Source organism: Streptococcus sp. W151 (assembly GCF_053010205.1).
The window spans coordinates 410,932-430,201 of record NZ_JBRKNT010000001.1 but is presented as its reverse complement, the minus strand read 5'-3'; the positions used below and the strand labels follow the sequence as shown (position 1 = coordinate 430,201).

At 40.7% G+C, this 19,270-nt stretch carries 14 protein-coding genes, 1 pseudogene and 1 other annotated feature; of the genes and pseudogenes, 2 read left to right on the top strand and 13 right to left on the bottom strand.

The features are described 5' to 3' along the window. Positions 1 to 98 precede the first annotated feature (98 nt). The 5 genes from ACVC7Q_RS02005 to ACVC7Q_RS01985 all read right to left on the bottom strand — a co-directional run bounded on the left by ACVC7Q_RS02005 (position 99) and on the right by ACVC7Q_RS01985 (position 3,610). Complete coding sequence (locus ACVC7Q_RS02005) at positions 99 to 548, bottom strand: LptM family lipoprotein (protein WP_447264636.1); 450 nt, start codon at positions 546 to 548, stop codon at positions 99 to 101. A 110-nt stretch (positions 549 to 658) separates the two neighbouring features. Next, a complete protein-coding gene (locus ACVC7Q_RS02000) occupies positions 659 to 1,111 on the bottom strand; it encodes a hypothetical protein (RefSeq protein ID WP_447264635.1) in 453 nt (150 codons plus the stop codon). 147 nt (positions 1,112 to 1,258) lie between these two features. After that, positions 1,259 to 1,702: a hypothetical protein gene (locus ACVC7Q_RS01995; RefSeq protein ID WP_447264634.1), complete on the bottom strand. Its 444-nt coding sequence runs from the start codon at positions 1,700 to 1,702 to the stop codon at positions 1,259 to 1,261. A gap of 195 nt (positions 1,703 to 1,897) precedes the next feature. Continuing rightward, positions 1,898 to 2,047 carry a hypothetical protein gene (locus tag ACVC7Q_RS01990; protein ID WP_447264633.1) on the bottom strand — a complete coding sequence of 50 codons (150 nt, stop codon included), beginning with the start codon at positions 2,045 to 2,047 and terminating at the stop codon, positions 1,898 to 1,900. Positions 2,048 to 2,056: 9 nt separating this feature from the next. After that, the gene (locus ACVC7Q_RS01985; RefSeq protein ID WP_447264632.1) at positions 2,057 to 3,610 is read right to left on the bottom strand and encodes a BCCT family transporter; all 1,554 of its coding nucleotides are present in this window, start codon (positions 3,608 to 3,610) and stop codon (positions 2,057 to 2,059) included. 187 nt (positions 3,611 to 3,797) lie between these two features. Between ACVC7Q_RS01985 and ACVC7Q_RS01980 the strand changes: the two are divergent. Together ACVC7Q_RS01980 and ACVC7Q_RS01975 are read left to right on the top strand one after the other, a co-directional pair. Beyond that, a pseudogene (locus ACVC7Q_RS01980) lies at positions 3,798 to 3,911 on the top strand (helix-turn-helix domain-containing protein); the annotation flags it as partial. Positions 3,912 to 3,928: 17 nt separating this feature from the next. Then, on the top strand, positions 3,929 to 4,126 hold the full coding sequence (locus ACVC7Q_RS01975) for a hypothetical protein (protein ID WP_447264631.1): 198 nt from the start codon (positions 3,929 to 3,931) through the stop codon (positions 4,124 to 4,126). A 201-nt stretch (positions 4,127 to 4,327) separates the two neighbouring features. Here the strand turns inward: ACVC7Q_RS01975 and rplL are convergent, their stop codons facing one another. The 8 genes from rplL to ACVC7Q_RS01935 all read right to left on the bottom strand — a co-directional run bounded on the left by rplL (position 4,328) and on the right by ACVC7Q_RS01935 (position 19,237). Next, the gene (gene rplL / locus ACVC7Q_RS01970; protein WP_003001622.1) at positions 4,328 to 4,696 is read right to left on the bottom strand and encodes a 50S ribosomal protein L7/L12; all 369 of its coding nucleotides are present in this window, start codon (positions 4,694 to 4,696) and stop codon (positions 4,328 to 4,330) included. 74 nt (positions 4,697 to 4,770) lie between these two features. Beyond that, positions 4,771 to 5,271, bottom strand: coding sequence for a 50S ribosomal protein L10 (gene rplJ / locus ACVC7Q_RS01965; protein WP_003001722.1), 501 nt, complete (start codon positions 5,269 to 5,271; stop codon positions 4,771 to 4,773). Between the two features lie 38 nt (positions 5,272 to 5,309). Next, positions 5,310 to 5,444, bottom strand: a sequence feature (ribosomal protein L10 leader region). Between the two features lie 61 nt (positions 5,445 to 5,505). Continuing rightward, positions 5,506 to 6,303, bottom strand: coding sequence for a formate/nitrite transporter family protein (locus tag ACVC7Q_RS01960; RefSeq protein ID WP_031573115.1), 798 nt, complete (start codon positions 6,301 to 6,303; stop codon positions 5,506 to 5,508). A 159-nt stretch (positions 6,304 to 6,462) separates the two neighbouring features. Continuing rightward, the gene (locus ACVC7Q_RS01955; protein WP_447264630.1) at positions 6,463 to 7,167 is read right to left on the bottom strand and encodes a glucosaminidase domain-containing protein; all 705 of its coding nucleotides are present in this window, start codon (positions 7,165 to 7,167) and stop codon (positions 6,463 to 6,465) included. A gap of 149 nt (positions 7,168 to 7,316) precedes the next feature. Beyond that, entirely contained in the window at positions 7,317 to 7,919 is a 603-nt protein-coding gene (yihA, locus tag ACVC7Q_RS01950; RefSeq protein WP_070662235.1) for a ribosome biogenesis GTP-binding protein YihA/YsxC, read from the bottom strand. Between the two features lie 11 nt (positions 7,920 to 7,930). Further along, positions 7,931 to 9,163 carry an ATP-dependent Clp protease ATP-binding subunit ClpX gene (gene clpX, locus ACVC7Q_RS01945; protein ID WP_254728205.1) on the bottom strand — a complete coding sequence of 411 codons (1,233 nt, stop codon included), beginning with the start codon at positions 9,161 to 9,163 and terminating at the stop codon, positions 7,931 to 7,933. 208 nt (positions 9,164 to 9,371) lie between these two features. Continuing rightward, entirely contained in the window at positions 9,372 to 9,881 is a 510-nt protein-coding gene (locus ACVC7Q_RS01940) for a dihydrofolate reductase (protein WP_447264629.1), read from the bottom strand. 146 nt (positions 9,882 to 10,027) lie between these two features. Next, complete coding sequence (locus ACVC7Q_RS01935) at positions 10,028 to 19,237, bottom strand: CshA/CshB family fibrillar adhesin-related protein (protein ID WP_447264628.1); 9,210 nt, start codon at positions 19,235 to 19,237, stop codon at positions 10,028 to 10,030. Positions 19,238 to 19,270 lie beyond the last annotated feature (33 nt).

Here is a 19,270-nt window from a genome sequence, read left to right as displayed (position 1 = left end):
ATCATTCCTGCCCCAGTCCCATCTGTAGTCTCATTCATTATACCAAACCAGCTATAAAAGTAAAGCAAAAGAGCAGGTTTTCCTGCTCTTCACTCGCCTTATTTCGTGCGTTTGAATTTAGCATTTTTAAGAATCATAAGATCCCCTTGGTTGCTAGAACTTAACTTAGAAAGATCAAATGTCAAATAGTCACCATCGACCTTGTATGTAATCTTTTCTCCACTACCATTTTTTGACGCGATTGTTTTCTCTTTTTGATCGATTTTGACTTCATAAGATCGCTCATTCTTTTGACCAGCCACTTCACCCGCAATTTTGAGGGTTCCTTTTGAATCTTTGATCTTAATAGAAACTTCAAAATTAATAACGTCTCCAATAGACTCTAATTGACTACCTGATAAGCCTTGATCTTCAAGAATTTTCTTGAGTTCAGTTTTTGTTGGTTTGTAAACATAAGTCCCATTATCACTTTTGGCACCACATGCCACCAAGAGGACTGCTGCAAAAACTGCAACGAAAGCTAAAAGAATACGTTTCATATTTTTCATAATCAATCTCCTAATGTATTTTATAATCAGATTTTACCATTATTCTAATTCTGATTCAAGATATTATAAAGAAGAAAAAGAGCAGATCCCCTCTGCCCTTCTCTTTTGTATTATTTTGTGCGTTTGAATTTAGCGTTTTTGAACATTTCCAAAGCTGCTGCGTGATCTGAACTTTTCTCTCCAGATAAATCAAATGTGAATACATCGCCTGATACTTTGTATTTAACCTTTTCACCTTCACCTGTTTTAGATTGAAGAGTTTTCTTTTGTTGGTCAACTTTCATATCAAATGATTGGTCTGTTTTTTGACCCATCATTTCACCTTTAATTTTAAGGCTACCTTTTTTATCTTTAATGGTCACTGAAACTTCCAATTTAACATTGTCGATCAATGCATCTACGCTTGAACTTGGAGCACCTTGTTCTTCAAGGATGTCCTTCACTTCAGATTTTGTAGGTTTGTAGACATAAGTCCCATTATCACTTTTGGCACCACATCCCACCAAAAGAACTACTGCAAAAACGGCAACAAAAGCTAAAAGAATGCGTTTAAAGTTTTTCATAACTTCTCCTTCTTAGTTAGAATAAGCCTATTATATCAACAATTTCAATGCACTGCAATGAAAGTTTATAAATGTCATATTCTTGTAATATTTCTTTCATAAACAAAGAAAAATAAAAAGGCAGGATGTAAATCCCGCCCTGATGGATTATTTAACTTTTTTGAACTTAGCAATTTTCATGTAGTTATTAAACATGTCTGTGTCACCCATTAAAGAATTCTTCACATCCTTAATCGTTAACACATTTCCTGAAACTTGATAAGTAATTTCCGCTTTCCCATACTCATTTTCTGAGACAAGAGTTTTAGCTTTTTGGTCTACTTCCAACTCAATCACTTGATTAACATTTTGACCACCTGCATTCGTGTCTACTTTCATCTCACCTTTCTTATCCTTAATTGTAATAGAAATAGTAAATGAGTAATTATCACCTATCAAAGATTGAAATTCACTTGGCATAATTTCTTTGATTTCATCTTTAGTAGGCTCAAACACGTAAGTCCCATTATCGCTTTTAGCGCCACAGGCTACCAAAAAGACTGCTGCAAAGACAGCTACAAAAGCAAACAAAAGACGTTTAAAATTTTTCATGATCTTCTCCTTTATGGTATGTTTTATAGTCATTATAGCAACAAATCAGCAACATCTCAAGGCCATATAGCAAATGTAAAAGGATTGTAACATCATTAAAACAGCACTATCTAATACAGTTGAGAGCGAATTAATCAACGTACAAATATGGTGGATTTATAGAAGAATTCAAGCCTCATTCTACAATCATTCTTTTCAAAAAAAACCGAGGCCTAAACCTCGGTTTTCATCTTGATTGGAAACTCTATTATTTAAGAGTAACTGAAGCTCCAGCTTCTCAGATGCCTTGGAGATACTCCCCTCTTCAGCAATAGTAATAAAATAACGAAGCACTCTTAACTCCATGCCATCCTCCTAATTTTCCTCATAAGATTTAAACGGTTGATTCTTCTCAGGATATCGGTCTGGTGTAATGGCAAGTCCCATTTGCTCTTTTTCGTGATATAACTCTTTCATAAGCGACCACGTCATCAACACTAGTACTATGGAAAATGGAAAAGCGACAATAATGAGCGTGTTTTGTAAAGCTGTCAATCCACCAGAAAACATGAGTGCAATAGCAATCAAGGCCAGCATGACACCCCAAACCACCTTTTTACGATTACTTGGATTTAGATCGCCATCTTCAGACAACATGGCCAAAACATAGGTGGCAGAATCCGCCGAGGTCACAAAGAAGGTTAAAACTAAAGTAATTGCCAGGAGTGAAAGGACACTTCCCAGAGGATATTCATTAAAAGAGGCAAAAAGAATTTCTTCTGTGGCAAAACGTATCAAATCAACCCCCGAATCTTGTAGTGAAGTAGATAAGGTACCAAAAGCAGAAAACCAGATAAAACTAAGGACTGTTGGTGCCAAAAGCACTACTGTCAAAAATTCGCGAATAGTCCGACCTTTTGAGATACGGGCAATAAAGACGCCCACAAAAGGTGACCAGGAAATCCACCATGCCCAGTAAAAAATGGTCCATTGGTTAATCCAATCCCGCTTGGTCTCATCAAAAGCCGCCGCTCGAAAACTCATACGGAAGAAGTTTTGAAAATAAAGGCCGATAGAGTCTGTCATGGTGTCAAATATCTTAATCGTTGGCCCCAAAACTATGACTCCAGCAAGCAAGACAACAGCTAAAATCAAGTTTGTATTAGATAGGATTTTAACACCCTTTCCTAAACCTGATAAGGCAGAAATAAGAAAAAGAATTGTCGCAATGATGATAATGATGACTTGCACAAGACTATTATTAGGAATACCAAAGACATAGGAGAGACCACCATTGATTTGTGAGGCACCAAAGCCGAGCGTTGTCGCTACTCCAATCACTGTCGCAATAATGGTGATGGTATCGATAATGGTTGCTATTGGTCCGTCCGCATATTTTCCAAAAAGAGGCTTAAAGACGACTGAGAGCTGATATTTCTCCCGTTTACGAAAGCCAAAATAAGCCAAAGACAATCCCACCAGGGCATAGACCGCCCAAGCATGAAATCCCCAGTGAAAAAAAGTAAAACGAAAAGCATCTGCAAGAGCATCCGCACTGCCTATTTCTGCATTGGGCGTCGAGATAGCAAAGTGACTCAAAGGCTCTGCTGCCCCATAGAAGACCAGACCAATCCCCATTCCAGCAGAAAACATCATGGCAATCCATGACGTCGTCGAATGCTCTGGCCGACTCGTGGGATTACCCAAACGAATCTGCCCTATCGGACTTACAATTAAAAAGACACAAAAAACTAAAATCCCCGTAACCAATAACAAGTAAAACCAGCCAACACTAGTTGTTAAGAGATTTTTTAAATAAGAACTAATATTTTGAAACTGCTGGGGAACAAAGAGCCCTAACAAGACTAAAATAAATATGATAACGAGTGAAAGCTGAAAAACTTTTGTTATTTTAGAACGCTTCACCATTTTACCTCCTTATGTGTTCTTAGTTATAGAAGGTTTTTGAGAAAACTTAAAATTCTATATAGTTTCATTATAACACAATTGTTTAATTTATACGATAAATTGTAAAATATAGTGCAACAAAAAAACTCATAGCGTTTCATTGGTGTAAACTGTAAGTAACCACACAAACAGAACCCGAGGAAAAACTATGAGCTACTCCCATCTTACCATAACCGACCGAATAAAGATAGAAACTTACTTGGATTTAGGTTTAAAATCTTGCCAAATTGCAAGTAAACTTGGCGTTCATAAGTCTACCATACTAGTTTTTTAGATTACGTGAGTTTACCTGAATCAATCTCAAAATTAATTGAAGAAGGTTATGCTGATAAAAGAAATCAATTAGATGAATACATTGATTTTGCACTTCAGCATAATTTAATTACTATTCAAAATAATAATATTCAAGCTACTGATCTTGGTTTAGCCTGGGTGTGGTGGGCTTATGCACCAGTTGAAGGCGATGATTGGATTTAGAAAATAGGCTCCATAATTTCTATTTAGACTAAAACTAACATAGGAATTATGGAGCCTATTTTGTTGTAGAAAAAAATCCCCGCCAAGTTAGATCTTGGCGGGGATTTGGTGGGGAATAAGTCCCCTATTAAGATTTAAATCACCTTAAGCAATTCTTAACCTTAATATACTAGGCTTTCGCATTCAATTTGCGTTACTCTATTATTTAAGAGTAACTGAAGCTCCAGCTTCTTCCAATTTACCTTTGATTTCTTCAGCTTCAGCTGCAGCAACACCTTCTTTGATAACGCCAGGTGCACCATCAACAAGTTCTTTAGCTTCTTTAAGACCAAGACCAGTGATTTCACGTACAACTTTGATAACGCCGACTTTCTTGTCGCCTGCAGATGTCAATTCGATATCGAATGAATCTTTAGCAGCACCTGCGTCAGCAGCACCAGCTGCAGCAACAGCTACAGGAGCAGCTGCAGTTACACCAAATTCTTCTTCGATAGCTTTTACAAGGTCGTTCAATTCAAGGATTGAAGCTTCTTTAATTTCAGCAATAATGTTTTCAATGTTCAATGCCATTGTTATTTCCTCCAAATAAGTTTTAATTTTATGTTTTATTTTTTTGTAGCTAGGCTACGCTGCGTAGCTTAAGATTAAGCTGCGTCTTCTTTGTTGTCTGCAACCGCTTTGACTGCAAGAGCAACGTTGCGCACTGGCGCTTGAAGTACAGAAAGGAGCATAGAAAGAAGTCCTTCGCGGTTTGGAAGAGTTGCAAGTGCAAGAATCTCTTCTTTAGATGCGACAGCGCCTTCGATTGCACCACCTTTGATTTCAAGTGCTTCAGCGTCTTTTGCAAAATCGTTCAAGATTTTCGCAGGTGCGATAACATCTTCGTTAGAAAATGCTACTGCAGAAGGTCCAACGAATACAGATGCAAGATCTTCAAGACCAGCTTTTTCAGCTGCACGACGCAAGATTGAGTTTTTGATAACTTTAAACTCAACTTCGCTTCCGCGAAGGTTGCGACGAAGAACTGTATCTTGCTCAACTGTCAAACCGCGAGAATCTACCACGACGATTGATGCGGCAGCTTTCATTTTTTCAGCTACTACGTCAACTAGTTCCGCTTTTTTAGCAATAATTGCTTCACTCATTAGTGTGTTCACCTCCGTAATTATTTTGCTTGGGGAATTTTTCCAAAAGAAAAACGCGCCCAAACCTAGACACGAAAGTACAATACGCTTCTTTTAATTGATACGTTTTGTCCTCGGTAGGATTTTTATGAGTCGAGCTCCCCTACTGTCTTAGGCAGTTTTTTCAAACCGTAGATTAGTTTATCACATATAAAAAAAGAATGCAAGTACTTTTGCAAACTTTTTTTATATTTTTTAGTCGTTGTAAAGACTCTTGATATTATTCAACCAAGCATAGGCTAGTCCCATTAGGACTCCTCCTCCTACCCAGTTGGCAAAGAAGGTAACACCATAGTGACGTAAAATATTTAAAAATTCAAAATGTGGCAATTGGCTAGATACTGAATTAAAGCTTAATAATGAGAAAGAAGCAAAATTAGCCGCCAAGTGTTCATTGGTCATAAAGACAAACATATAAATAGCAGATAGGGCTAAGAGCACCTTCGCTGTTTCATCTTTGAAATATAGATAAGAGAGAATAGCAATATTTACAAAGATATTGGCAATGACACCTTCAAAGAAAACCACTTGATTGCTCCGTTGGAGTTTATTTTCTGCCACCGTGGCTAGGAATCCTTTTGGATCGATATGAGCAAAGGCAGTTGTTTGATTGAACAGAAAAGCTACAATTAAAGCACCAATTAAATTAAAGAAGGTACAATAAAGTAGAATCTCCAAAGCTTTCTTCCAGTGAATTTTCTTTAGATAGGTTCCCGCCGTCAAATACATCATATTTGAGGTGGTTAATTCCGCATTTAAGAATAAGAGGTAAACCAACCCCCAGGCAAAGATGAAAGGAAATAGGAAACGACCCGTTCCAGGTACAAAGGTATTTAATAAGTCAGCTGCAACTGCTCCGACCGCCGTACTTAAAGTAAGAAATCCTCCAGCAAAAATAGAGCGAACTGCATAGCGAGTTTTAGATTTCTGATAAAGATCTTCTTTCTTATTACACGCCGCTCCCACTTTTTGAATAAAATTAGATTCAGACATACTATTCTCCTTATATAATGTTTGTGAATAAACTCATTATATCATAGACAAAAAAGTTTGAAAAGGTTTTCAGGAAGAATTCTTAAATCCACAATATATACGTTTTAAATCATATACTAAGAAATAATAAAAAAACAGGCATTCGCCTGCTTTTCTTTTTTAATAGTTTAAACGGTTCGCCCAAGCGATATCCAAATTCAAGATTTCTTGTGAAGTGAACTGTTGACGATATGGATTGTATACCGAACCAGTGATACCACCCTGAACATTTGGTGAATCATATTGAGTCAAATTATAGGTTTCAATGATATTATTGAGCTTTGCGTAGTAGCTAGTATCTGTCGCATAAACACCTGTCAATGCTGCTGTTGCGTCTTGATAACTTGATGTGTTACTCTTCCAAGCACCTGCAAAATGTCCTTGTTTCAAAACTGCTACATAGTCTTGCAATGATTCATAGTAAGATGGGTATGAACGAAAAGCATCATTAATCGTATACGCGTTTCCAGCACCATCATCTTCCCAAGTTTGCATCACTGCAGATTGCCCAGCATAACTTCCTTTAATTCCAAAAAGGTTGTAATGTGGATAAGAAGCCAAACCAGACTGTCCTGATCCACTTTCCAGGATCGCTTGTGCAATCATAACGGAAGCATAAAGATCATTCTCTTGACCAAGCTGACGAGCTGACTCACCAATTTGTGAGATGAAAGCTTCAGTTGGGTCTGAGTATGCTTGGTAAGTTCCATCATTAGCACCAACTGATGTTACGTGCTCGCTCATAGCAGCAGCAAATGTCCCCACTGCTAATACAGAAACGAACAAACCAAAAATTTTCGTTTTATTCCGTATTTTCTTTTTCATAATACAATTTATCTCCAATTAATTTTTTATCATCTTTTATCTTTATAGAGATTATACCATATAAATAGAAGAAAACAAAGCCACTTATATTACACTTCTATTACAATTGCGAGATAAATCCAAAACAAAAATGACATTTTCATGTCATTTCAATTTATTTCGTAAAATGCATTTTCCAAAATAGCATCCCATGACTTCTCTAGTCCTTCCTTGGTTACCGAAGAAAAGACAATGAAAGTGTCTGCCGGATCAAAATCTAGTTTTTTCTTAATGATGGATTCATGTTTGTTCCATTTTCCACGTGGAATCTTATCTGCCTTGGTCGCTACTAAGATCACAGGGATCTCATAATATTTTAAGAATTCATACATCTGAACATCATCTGCAGAAGGTTCATGACGAAAATCGACTAGGCTAACCACTGCTTTTAAGTTCTCACGACTGGTGAGGTATTCTTCAATCATCCGTCCCCACTTCTCGCGCTCTTTTTTAGAGACACGTGCATAGCCATAACCAGGTACATCTACCAAACGGAGTTTATCATCGATATTGAAGAAATTTAGCAATTGGGTTTTTCCTGGTTTACCAGATGTTCTGGCTAGGTTCTTTCGATTTAAGAGAGTATTAATAAAAGAAGACTTGCCGACATTTGATCGACCGGCAAGTGCAACTTCTGGAATCTCATCTTGAGGATAATGACTCTTGTTCGCAGCGCTTAAGAGGATATCCGCATTATGTGTGTTAATTTCCATATTTTATCTTTCTAGGCTGTTTCAAGAATTGGTTTTTCAGTTCCATCTACAGCTTCTTTTGTGATTCGAATAAGTTTGACATCTTCTTGACTTGGAATTTCAAACATGACATCCATCATCGTTTCTTCGATAATCGAGCGAAGTCCACGAGCTCCTGTTTTTCTTTCGATAGCTTTATTCGCAATCTCTTGAAGGGCTTCATCGTCAAATTCCAATTCAACATTATCATAAGAGAGCAAGGTTTGGTATTGTTTTACCAAGGCATTGCGTGGCTCTTTCAAGATACGAACAAGGTCGTCAACTGTCAATTGCTCAAGAGCGGCAAAGACTGGAAGACGTCCGATCAATTCTGGGATAATCCCGAATTTTTGAATGTCTTCTGCAACGATTTCTTGCATGTAAGAGCTTGATTCATCAATGGCTTTATTGTTTTTACCGAAACCGATGACTTTTTCACCAAGACGTTGCTTAACAATTTCTTCGATTCCGTCAAATGCTCCTCCTACGATGAAGAGAATATTCTTGGTATCTACTTGGATCATCTCTTGTTGAGGGTGTTTGCGTCCCCCTTGTGGTGGTACACTAGCAACAGTCCCTTCGATAATTTTCAAGAGAGCTTGTTGTACTCCTTCACCGGAAACGTCACGAGTAATAGAGACATTTTCACTTTTCTTAGCAATCTTATCGATTTCATCAACATAAATTATACCACGTTCTGCACGCTCAATATTGAAATCCGCCGCCTGAAGAAGTTTTAAGAGAATATTTTCAACGTCTTCACCCACATAACCGGCTTCAGTTAAAGCTGTTGCATCTGCAATAGCAAATGGAACATTCAGGCTACGAGCTAAGGTTTGGGCCAAGAAGGTCTTTCCTGAACCAGTAGGTCCAATCATGAGGATGTTTGATTTTTGCAATTCAACATCCGTCTCATCTTCGCGTGTATCGTGAAAGTTAATGCGTTTGTAGTGGTTGTATACCGCTACTGCAAGGGCACGTTTAGCCCGATCTTGACCGATGACGTAGTGGTTCAAGATATTGAGCAATTCGATTGGTTTTGGAACTTCACTAAGGTCAGCAAGTACTTCTTCAGCAAGCTCCTCGCGGATGATTTCTTGAGCTAACTCTACACATTCATTACAGATAAACGCATTGTTTCCTGCAATGATTTTTTGGACTTCATCTTGACTCTTTCCGCAAAATGAGCAATAAACCATCATATCATTGTTTTGATTCGTTGGCATGTATTTCCTCTTTCTGTCATTTTCTGTTTGTATTTAGTTTAAAATAAGGTCATGTAAAAGGCGTGAATAGAATTCACAAGATTGGTAAAAGCATTTAGTAAGAATAAAATAGCGAGGCCGAACCGTTTTTTACGAAAGGTTTGTAAGGCACAAATCAAACAGATGACACATAGGACAGCTGTAAAAAAACCAAAGACACTTCGCTCCATTAGTCTAAATCCTTTCTCTTATAATAGTTGACCGTAAAATCATATGGATTTTTCTCATCTTTCAGATGGGGAACTTGACGGACCTTTTCATAACGGTTCTCATCAAATTTTGGTGCCAATGTATCGCCATCAATCGTTGCATGAATCATGGTCTGGATCAACTCTTCTAACTGATCAGAGAAAAGCCTTAAAATCTGACTCCCCCCAATAATGTAAAGATTCTTCTCTTGGTTCTGATACCACTCTAAGACTTCTTCTTTGCTGTGCATGACAAGTACAGCGTCATTTTCAGAATCATAAGCCTGATCTTGCGTTAAGATAATGCTAGTCCGACCTGGTAGAACCCGTTTTTTCATACCCTCAAAGGTCACTCTTCCCATAAGAATTGCTTGTCCCATGGTCGTTTCCTTGAAATGCTGAAGCTCAGCTGGCAGATGCCAAGGCATGACTTGGTCCTTTCCAATAATGCCGTTTTCAGTTTGAGCCCAGATACCAATAATCTTTTTCATTCTCTCATCCTTTACACTGATACTTCTATTTTATCAAATTTTCTTATAAAAGACTGATTTCAACTATCTAGTTTGGAGGATATTTTTTCAAATACAAACAGAAAAAACCGCGAGATTTTCGCGGTTTTTCTTAGCCACAAGTTAGCTTAGTCTTCTTTTTTGCGTTTTGCAAATCCGAATAATGAGAGACCTGCTAAAGCACTAAAGATTGCAAGACCAGCAGTAGAAGATTCTTTTGTTCCTGTGTTTGGAAGTTGTGCAGTTGGATTTTGTGGATCGATATACTTCACTTCTTCTTTCGTTTCTGGAACGACAGGAATCGTTGGTTCTTCTGGTTTTGGTTGTGGAATTGGTTGTGGTTCTGGTGTTGGTTGCGGTTGTGGAGTAGGCTGTGGTTGTGGCTCTGGTGTCGGAGTTGGATCCGGCGTTGGAGTTGGTGTCACAGTCTTCTTGTAGATATGTTGAGTGTTTCCATCTTTATCTACAACAGTCTTCACGAAGTCATAACCTGGGATTTCTTTCTTCGGTTGTTCCCCATCTTCTGTAGGGTTGCCAGGGATAGGATTACCATTTTCGTCTACGTATGAAGTTGTAACTTTTTCATAGACGTGTTCCGTATCACCATTAGGCAATTTCTTCGTTTCCACAAAGCGGTAACCTGGAATTTCAGCTTTTGGCTCTTCTCCATCAACTGTAGGATATCCTGGGATTTCCTTACCTTCTTTATCAACAAACTTAGTGATTGGAAGAACAGTTGGTGTGTAAGTTGCGGAAGCTTTTGTTCCGTTCACATCTTCACGAACTACTGTCACTGCTGGTGCAGTACCGGTAAATTCAGGTTCTGGAGTGAAGGTTACTGTTCCATCTGCTGCTACTGTGTAAGTACCAACACCTGGAATTGTCTTCGTAGTTGAACCATCTTCAAAGGTTGCTGGAACTTCGTCATTCATTGGTACACGGCTATCACCTGCTGTGAAGCTTGGTTTACCTGTTTGAGTAGCACCCTTCTTACCAATTGAAGTAACTGGTTCACCCGTTGGAGCAACTGGTGTTACTGTTGGTGTGTAAGTTGCTGTAATTGGTGTACCGTTCTTATCAACACGTTTCACTGTTACGCCTGTACCTGTTCCTGTGAATGATTTCTCCGGTACGAAGGTTACTGTTCCGTCTGGAGCAACTGTGTAAGTTCCTTCACCTGGAATTGTCTTCGTAGTTGAACCATCTTCAAAGGTTGCTGGAACTTCATCATCCATTGGCACACTTGGGTTACCAGGTGTGAAGATTGGTTTACCTGTTTGGGTTTGACCTTGGATGTCTGTAGAAGTTGCAGGTTCTGCTGTTGGAGTCACAGGAGTTACGGTTGGTGTGTAAGTTGCAGAAGCTTTTGTTCCGTTCACATCTTCACGAACCACTGTCACTGCTGGTGCAGTTCCTACGAATGATTTTTCTGGTACAAATGTAACTGTTCCGTCTGGTGCTACTGTGTATGTACCAACACCTTCTACTGTCTTCGTAGTTGAGCCATTATCAAATGTTGCTGGAACTTCATCGTTCATAGGTACATTTGGATTACCTTCTGTGAAGCTTGGCTTACCTGTTTGTGTTGCACCTTGTACATCAGTAGATACTGCTGGAGTAGCTGTTGGTGTTACTGGGGTTACAGTTGGTGTGTACTTAGCTGTTACTTGAGTACCGTTCTTATCAACACGTTTCACTGTTACGCCTGTACCTGTTCCAGTGAATGATTTCTCTGGTACGAAGGTTACAGTTCCGTCTGGTGCTACTGTGTAAGTACCTTCACCTGGAATTGTCTTCGTAGTTGATCCATCTTCAAAGGTTGCTGGAACATCATCATCCATTGGGATTGCTGGGTTGCCAGGTGTGAAGATTGGTGTACCAGTTTGTGTTTTACCTTGGATATCTGTAGATGTTGCAGGATCAGCTGTTGGAACAACTGGAGTAATCTTAGGAGTGTATGTTGTTTCAGTTGGAGTGCCATTTGCATCTTTGGCTTGAACCTTAACTGGAACGACTTCTCCTGAGTATGACTTATCAGTTGGTGTGAAGGTTACAAGGCCTGTTTCTTTATCAACTGTGAAAGTACCAATTTCTTTACCTTCTGGTGATTTAGCAACTACTGATGCAGCAGGTTGACCGTTTTCATCAAGAAGAGTAATGGTATCCTTGTCGATTGGTGCAACAGGATCACCTTCTGTGAAGGTTACAGTTCCAGTCTGAACCACACCTTGAGGTGCTTCTGACTCAGCTGGAGTGGCTGTAGGTGTTACTGGAGTCACAGTTGGTGTGTACTTAGCTGTAACTGGCGTACCGTTCTTATCAACACGTTTCACAGTTACGCCTGTACCTGTTCCTGTGAATGATTTTTCTGGAACAAATGTCACTGTTCCATCTGGTGCTACAGTGTATGTTCCCTCTCCTTCAACTGTCTTAGTTGTTGAGCCATCTTCAAAGGTTGCAGGTGTATCATTATCCATTGGGACATTTGGATTTCCTGGTGTGAAGGTTGGTTTACCTGTTTGTGTTTGACCTTGTTTATCAGTTGAAGTAGCATCTTCAGCTGTTGGTGTTACTGGTGTGACAGTTGGTGTATAAGTTGCAGAAGCTTTTGTTCCGTTCTTATCTTCACGAACCACTGTTACAGCTGGTGCAGTTCCGACGAATGATTTTTCTGGTACGAAGGATACTGTTCCATCTGCTGCTACTGTGTAAGTACCAACACCGTCTACAGTCTTAGTCGTTGAGCCATCGTCAAATGTTGCTGGAACATCATCGTTCATTGGCACACGGCTATCGCCTTCAGTAAATACAGGTTTGCCAGTTTGTGTAGCACCTTGGATATCTGTGGTTTCAACTGGTGTTGCAGTTGGAGTTACTGGTGTCACAGTTGGTGTGTACTTCGCTGTGATTTCAGTACCGTTCTTATCCACGCGTTTCACTGTTACGCCTGTAGCAGTTCCAGTGAATGATTTTTCAGGAACGAAGGTTACTGTTCCATCTGGAGCAACTGAGTAAGTTCCTTCACCATCGACAGTCTTCGTAGTTGAGCCATCTTCGAAGGTAGCTGGTGTATCTTCATCGATTGGAACATTTGGATTTCCTTCGGTGAAGGTTGGTTTACCAGATTGTGTTTGACCTTGGATATCTGTCGATGTTGCATCTTCAGAAGTTGGGACAACTGGAGTAATCTTCGGTGTATAAGCTGTTTCTACTTTAGTTCCATTTGTATCAGCTGCTTGAACCTTAACTGGAACAACATCACCTGAGTAAGATTTATCTGTTGGTGTGAAGGTCACAACACCTGTTTCTTTATCAACAGTGAAGGTACCGATCACATCACCTGCTGGTGATTTCGCTTCTACTGATGCAGCAGGTTGACCATTTTCATCAAGAAGAGTAATGGTATTCTTGTCGATTGGCGCTACTTCATCACCTTCAGTAAAGGTTACAGTTCCAGTTTGAACCAAACCTTGAGGTCCAGTAGATTCAGCTGGTGTTGCAGTTGGAGTTACTGGAGTTACGGTTGGTGTGTAAGTTGCAGAAGCTTTGGTTCCGTTCTTATCTTCGCGGACAACGGTCACGGCTGGTGCTTTACCTGTGAATGATTTTTCAGGGACAAAGGTTACAGTTCCATCTGCTGCTACGGTGTAAGTACCAACACCGTCCACAGTCTTAGTCGTTGAGCCATCGTCAAATGTTGCTGGAACGTCATCGTTCATTGGGACACGACTGTCGCCTTCAGTAAATTCAGGCTTACCTGTTTGGGTTTGACCTTGTTTACCTGTTGTTTCAACTGGTGTAGCTGTCGGTGTGACTGGAGTCACAGTTGGTGTATAAGTCGCAGAGGCTTTGGTTCCGTTCTTATCTTCTCGAACAACCGTTACGGCTGGTGCAGTTCCGACGAATGATTTTTCTGGTACGAAGGTTACTGTTCCATCTGCTGCTACTGTGTAAGTACCAACACCGTCTACAGTCTTAGTCGTTGAGCCATCGTCAAATGTTGCTGGAACATCATCGTTCATTGGCACACGGCTATTGCCTTCAGTAAATACAGGTTTACCTGTTTGTGTAGCACCTTGGATATCTGTCGATGTTGCATCTTCAGAAGTTGGAACGACTGGAGTAATCTTCGGTGTGTAAGTTGTTTCAGCAACTGTTCCGTTTGTATCTTTACCTTGAACCTTAACTGGAACCACATCACCTGAGTAAGATTTATCAGTTGGTGTGAAGGTCACAACACCTGTTTCTTTATCAACTGTGAAGGTACCGATCACGTCACCTGCTGGTGATTTCGCTTCTACTGATGCGGCTGGTTGACCATTTTCATCAAGAAGAGTAATGGTATCCTTGTCGATTGGTGCAACTGGGTCACCTTCAGTGAAGGTTACGGTTCCAGTTTGAACCAAACCTTGAGGTGCTTCAGATTCAGCAGGAGTTGCTGTTGGGGTTACTGGAGTCACAGTTGGTGTGTAAGTCGCAGAGGCTTTGGTTCCATTCTTATCTTCACGAACAACTGTTACGGCTGGTGCTTTACCTGTGAATGATTTTTCAGGGACAAAGGTTACAGTTCCGTCTGCTGCTAATGTGTAAGTACCAACGCCATCCACTGTCTTGGTAGTTGAACCATCGTCGAAAGTAGCTGGAACGTCATCGTTCATTGGTACACGACTGTCGCCTTCAGTAAATTCAGGCTTACCTGTTTGGGTTTGACCTTGTTTACCTGTTGTTTCAACTGGTGTAGCTGTCGGTGTGACTGGAGTAACAGTTGGTGTATAAGTTGCAGAGGCTTTGGTTCCGTTCTTATCTTCACGAACAACCGTCACTGCTGGAGCAGTTCCAGTAAATGATTTCTCTGGAACGAAGGTAACAGTTCCATCTGCTGCTACTGTGTAAGTACCAACGCCGTCTACTGTCTTGGTCGTTGAGCCATCGTCAAATGTTGCTGGAACATCATCGTTCATTGGGACACGGCTATCGCCTTCAGTAAATACAGGTTTACCTGTTTGTGTAGCACCTTGGATATCTGTAGTTTCAACTGGTTTTGCAGTTGGAGTAACTGCAGTTACAGTCGGTGTGTAAGTCGCAGAAGCTTTGGTTCCGTTCTTATCTTCGCGGACAACTGTCACTGCTGGTGCAGTTCCGACGAATGATTTTTCTGGAACAAATGTAACTGTTCCATCTGCTGCTACTGTGTAAGTACCAACGCCATCAACCGTCTTAGTTGTTGAGCCATCATCAAATGTTGCAGGAACATCTTCGTTGATTTCAACAGTCTTCTCAACGCCATCAACTGTTACAGTTCCACCCTTGAATTCAGGTTTACCTGTTTGAGTAGCCCCTTGAATGTCAGTAGTTTCAGCTGGTGTTGCTGTTGGAGTTACTGGCAATACTGTTGGTGTGTAGGTTGCAGAAGCTTTGGTTCCGTTCTTATCTTCGCGAACAACGGTCACAGCTGGTGCCGTTCCGACAAATGATTTTTCTGGAACAAATGTAACTGTTCCGTCTGCTGCTACTGTGTATGTACCAACACCGTTTACAGTCTTAGTTGTTGAGCCATCGTCAAATGTCGCTGGAACATCTTCGTTGATTTCAACAGTCTTCTCAACGCCATCAACTGTTACAGTTCCACCCTTGAATTCAGGTTTACCTGTTTGAGTGGCACCTTGAACATCTTTTGTTTCAGCTAGAGTTGCAGTTGGTGTTACTGGAACAATTTCTGGAGTGTAAGTTGTATCCACCTTGATACCGTTTGAGCTTTCAGCTTGAACCTTGGCTGGTGAGACTGCACCAGTGTATGATTTATCAGTCGGTGTGAAGGTTACTTGACCAGTTGCTGGGTCTATTGTGAAGTTACCGATCACGGTTGAACCGTCTGCCGCATAAGCTGGTGTCGTTGAAACTTCGTTACCATCTTTATCTAGCAATGTGTAGCTATTGTCTTTAATGGTAATAGCTTTATCTTCACCGTTTACTTGAACAGTTGTTCCTGCAAAGGTTGGTGTACCGGTTTGAGTCGCACCTTGAACATCTTTAGAAGTTGCAGGGTTTGCAGTTGGAACTGCTGGCACAACAGTTGGTGTGTAGGTCGCATCTGAAGTAATGGTTGCAGTCTTACCATTAGCATTTGTAATAGTAGCAGTTGCCTGAACTGTCACACCAGTTGCAGTTCCGACAAAGTCTTTTTCAGGTGTGAAGGTCACCGCTCCTGTAGTAGGATCGATTGTATATGTACCTTCCCCTGCTACTGTCACAGTTGTTTCATCAGTAGGTTGACCAGTTGCGGGATCTACCAATTTCTTGCTTGTGATTTCAGCAGTCTTGTCGTTGCTCAACTCAAATGTAGGAGTTTGAGTTTGTGGAACGTTTTGGATGTCCTCAGAAACTTTATCTGTTGGAGTGACGGTAATTGGAGTTACAGTTGGAGTGTACTTAGCTGTAGCTGTCTTGATGTACTCCTCTTGAACCTTACCGTCTTTATTACGACCAACTGGCGCTGACAATGTAACTTCCACACCTTTGGCAGTACCAGTAAAGCTTGGATCTGGAGTGAAGGTTACTTCACCTGTTGTAGGATTAATGGTGTATGTTCCTTCTCCATCTACTGTTACAGATGGCTCATCAGTCGTGCGACCTGTAACTGGATCCACCAACTTAGCTGGGTATTCCGCACTTGGAGTAATCGCAATCTTATCACCATTTAAGTTAGTAGCAGTTGTATTAAAGGTAGGTGTTTCTTTTTGAGTTGCACCTTGAACATCGGTCGATGTCTTGTCAACAGCTTCAATATCAATAGGAGTTACTGTTGGGATGTAAAGACCATCCATGGTATTCAATTGACCATCAATGTTTGGTTCTTGATCTGGGAATTTGGTTGACCAACCAGTATCGTAACCGTTGTTATCTGAACGACGGATAGAAATACCATCAGCTGTTCCTAGGAAGTTATCTTCAGGGATAAATTCAACGTCTACGTCCTTACCGTTGGCAGTGATTTTGTATTTCCCTTGACCTGGTACAACATAGTAACCTTTCGCATCAAGAGTCGCACGGTTGCCATCTTTGTCAACGATGTATGGTTCTACTGTCTCGTCGATGACTGCCTGAGAGTTAGGTTCATACTTGTGCTCTCCACGTGCTGTAAAGGTTACAGTTGCTGTTTGTTTAGTAGCTTGAGGACCAGAAGTTTCCTTAAATTCCCCTTTTGGTGGGTGGGTGATTTGAGTCTTGAAGTCTTCTACTTCCCCTGAGAAAGCCATGCCAGTTGGGCTTTCGATCTCGTTTGCTTTCTTAGCGATACGAACACGAGCACCTAACTCTTTAACGCTTGGGTCGACGTAAGTCTTGCTGTTTGCAAAGGTCAACTCAACAGTGCCATCTTGTGTGATTGTAGCGAGATTTGAGCGTTCATCCTCATCGAATTTACCATTTTGGTTAAAGTCTACCCAACCATAGATATGTGCTTCTGAAGCTCCATCCAAATGGGCTTGAACTGACAGCTTGTAGTTACCTGGGCGTGTACGGTCCATCTTGATCATCTCATTGGTTGTCCCTTTGAGTTCATCTGGAAGCAATTGGTTAATTCCTTCATCGGCCGTAGTTGCCTTATCATCACCGAACCAGTCGAGAGTCGTATTCTCATCCATATCTGGGCTCACATTACCAAGATACGGTTGATTTACTTTAGCTCCAGTAACACCGTCTACAGTTGCAATGGTATGCATAGCTTTGCCGTATGACTCAGGAGCATCTCCTTCATCAATTGGGAAGAATCCAAGCATAGCTGATTGTTTACCGCCAGAAGCGATATAAAGTCCCACTTCAGATGCTCCACGCGTCATTACGAGTGGAACTGTGTAATTACCTGCAGAAATATTTGGTCCAAAGACACCAGTTCCTAAACCACCCGTAACTTTGTCAGGATTTCCAAAGTACTTCCAGGCTACTGGTTTCTTATCTGGCCCAACTTCAGTAGATCTACGAATTTGATTAAGGTTAGTATTATTATATTTAGGTGTAGGTCCCAAAAGGTTCTCTGTATCTTGTGGTTCATAAGTTACAGAGGTAGCTAGTCTGTTATTCTTTTTCCATTCTCCAATATGTTGCCAACCTTGTCCGTTGGTAGTGAACATAACAAATTCACCAGGGTTGGCAGATTCGCCATCAGCCATTACAATAGCCGGTTTAACAACTTTGCCACGGAAGGTTGCAGAGATTTCAAACTGAACCCCAATATTCCCACCATTATATGCAGAACCCATAGTCGTCTTTTTGGCTTTCGTATCAATATTTTCCTGTTTGATTTCAGTCCAACCGTTTTGGGCATCAGCGATAACGTCAGCTTCTTTTCCTTCATTAAAATTTTGCTTAGCAAGTGGTGAAGTGACTCCGTTTACATATCCATTTTTTGCATTTGGGTCATAGGTTGCTTTTTCGGCTTCTGTAGCCCCTTGCTCTTCCATCCGCTTTTTATAGATTTCAGTTGCTTGGAATGGTTTCAAGGATTTGACTTTTACCGTAACTACATAACCAGGCATGATTTCCTTGGTATAGGTAGCCCCAACTTGAAGAGCCAAGCTCTCTGTTAGCTCATTTGGCTTCAATTCATTTTTAGCGACTTGGATTGTTTTTGCTCCTGTCCAGTTAGCTACATCTCCAAAGTCCAACCAAGAGATTTGGCTAGCCATAGATTTGGCATCAACATCTGTTGTAAATCCTGGTTTTTCAACTTTTGGAGTTGAAGTTGCGTCTTCAACGTCATCCCCAATCAAGCTTTCGTCATTAGGATCACCGATTGCACGGCGAGTACGACGGCGAGAAGTGTTGGCTGTCTCTTCCGTTGCGACTGTATTGTTTGCTGTTACTCCTTGTCCAGCTGAAAGAGTTAGTGTTTCTTTTTTATCTGCACTTGTTGCAGCTACTTCTGCTGCCTTGTTTACTGGAGTAGTTGCTTCTAATTTTGGTGTTGCAGCGGTTGATGTAGCTGCAGCAGTTGATGTTGCTGAAGCTGCTGTACTTGTGCTACTTGCTTCACTAGTTGAAGCAGGTGCTGTTGAAGTTGATGCTGCAGTAACAGCTGGGCTTGCTTCATAAGTTGTGGCTGCTGTACTAGTAGTTTCAGCAGTTGATGCTGCTGAAGTAGCTGTTGAAGTTGCAGGCGCTTCCGACGCTGTTGCAACTGCTGCTACACTTTCACTTGTCGTATCTGTATTTTCTTCTGCGGCTGCACTTGCTGCTGTACCAACCATGACAAGTGTTCCCAATAGTACAGAGCAAACACCCACATTCAGTTTACGAATTGAGAATCTGCTAATACGATCATTAAATAAGTCTTTCCCCATCTAATGGACCTCCATTTTTATCTATAAATTAAC

Excerpts from the sequence above, each read along its gene's own strand:
- ACVC7Q_RS02005 (WP_447264636.1), bottom strand. The coding sequence starts at position 548 with ATGAAAAATATGAAACGTATTCTTTTAGCTTTCGTTGCAGTTTTTGCA.
- ACVC7Q_RS02000 (WP_447264635.1), bottom strand. The coding sequence starts at position 1,111 with ATGAAAAACTTTAAACGCATTCTTTTAGCTTTTGTTGCCGTTTTTGCA.
- ACVC7Q_RS01995 (WP_447264634.1), bottom strand. The coding sequence starts at position 1,702 with ATGAAAAATTTTAAACGTCTTTTGTTTGCTTTTGTAGCTGTCTTTGCA.
- ACVC7Q_RS01990 (WP_447264633.1), bottom strand. The coding sequence starts at position 2,047 with ATGGAGTTAAGAGTGCTTCGTTATTTTATTACTATTGCTGAAGAGGGG.
- ACVC7Q_RS01985 (WP_447264632.1), bottom strand. The coding sequence starts at position 3,610 with ATGGTGAAGCGTTCTAAAATAACAAAAGTTTTTCAGCTTTCACTCGTT.
- rplL (WP_003001622.1), bottom strand. The coding sequence starts at position 4,696 with ATGGCATTGAACATTGAAAACATTATTGCTGAAATTAAAGAAGCTTCA.
- rplJ (WP_003001722.1), bottom strand. The coding sequence starts at position 5,271 with ATGAGTGAAGCAATTATTGCTAAAAAAGCGGAACTAGTTGACGTAGTA.
- ACVC7Q_RS01960 (WP_031573115.1), bottom strand. The coding sequence starts at position 6,303 with ATGTCTGAATCTAATTTTATTCAAAAAGTGGGAGCGGCGTGTAATAAG.
- ACVC7Q_RS01955 (WP_447264630.1), bottom strand. The coding sequence starts at position 7,167 with ATGAAAAAGAAAATACGGAATAAAACGAAAATTTTTGGTTTGTTCGTT.
- yihA (WP_070662235.1), bottom strand. The coding sequence starts at position 7,919 with ATGGAAATTAACACACATAATGCGGATATCCTCTTAAGCGCTGCGAAC.
- clpX (WP_254728205.1), bottom strand. The coding sequence starts at position 9,163 with ATGCCAACGAATCAAAACAATGATATGATGGTTTATTGCTCATTTTGC.
- ACVC7Q_RS01940 (WP_447264629.1), bottom strand. The coding sequence starts at position 9,881 with ATGAAAAAGATTATTGGTATCTGGGCTCAAACTGAAAACGGCATTATT.
- ACVC7Q_RS01935 (WP_447264628.1), bottom strand. The coding sequence starts at position 19,237 with ATGGGGAAAGACTTATTTAATGATCGTATTAGCAGATTCTCAATTCGT.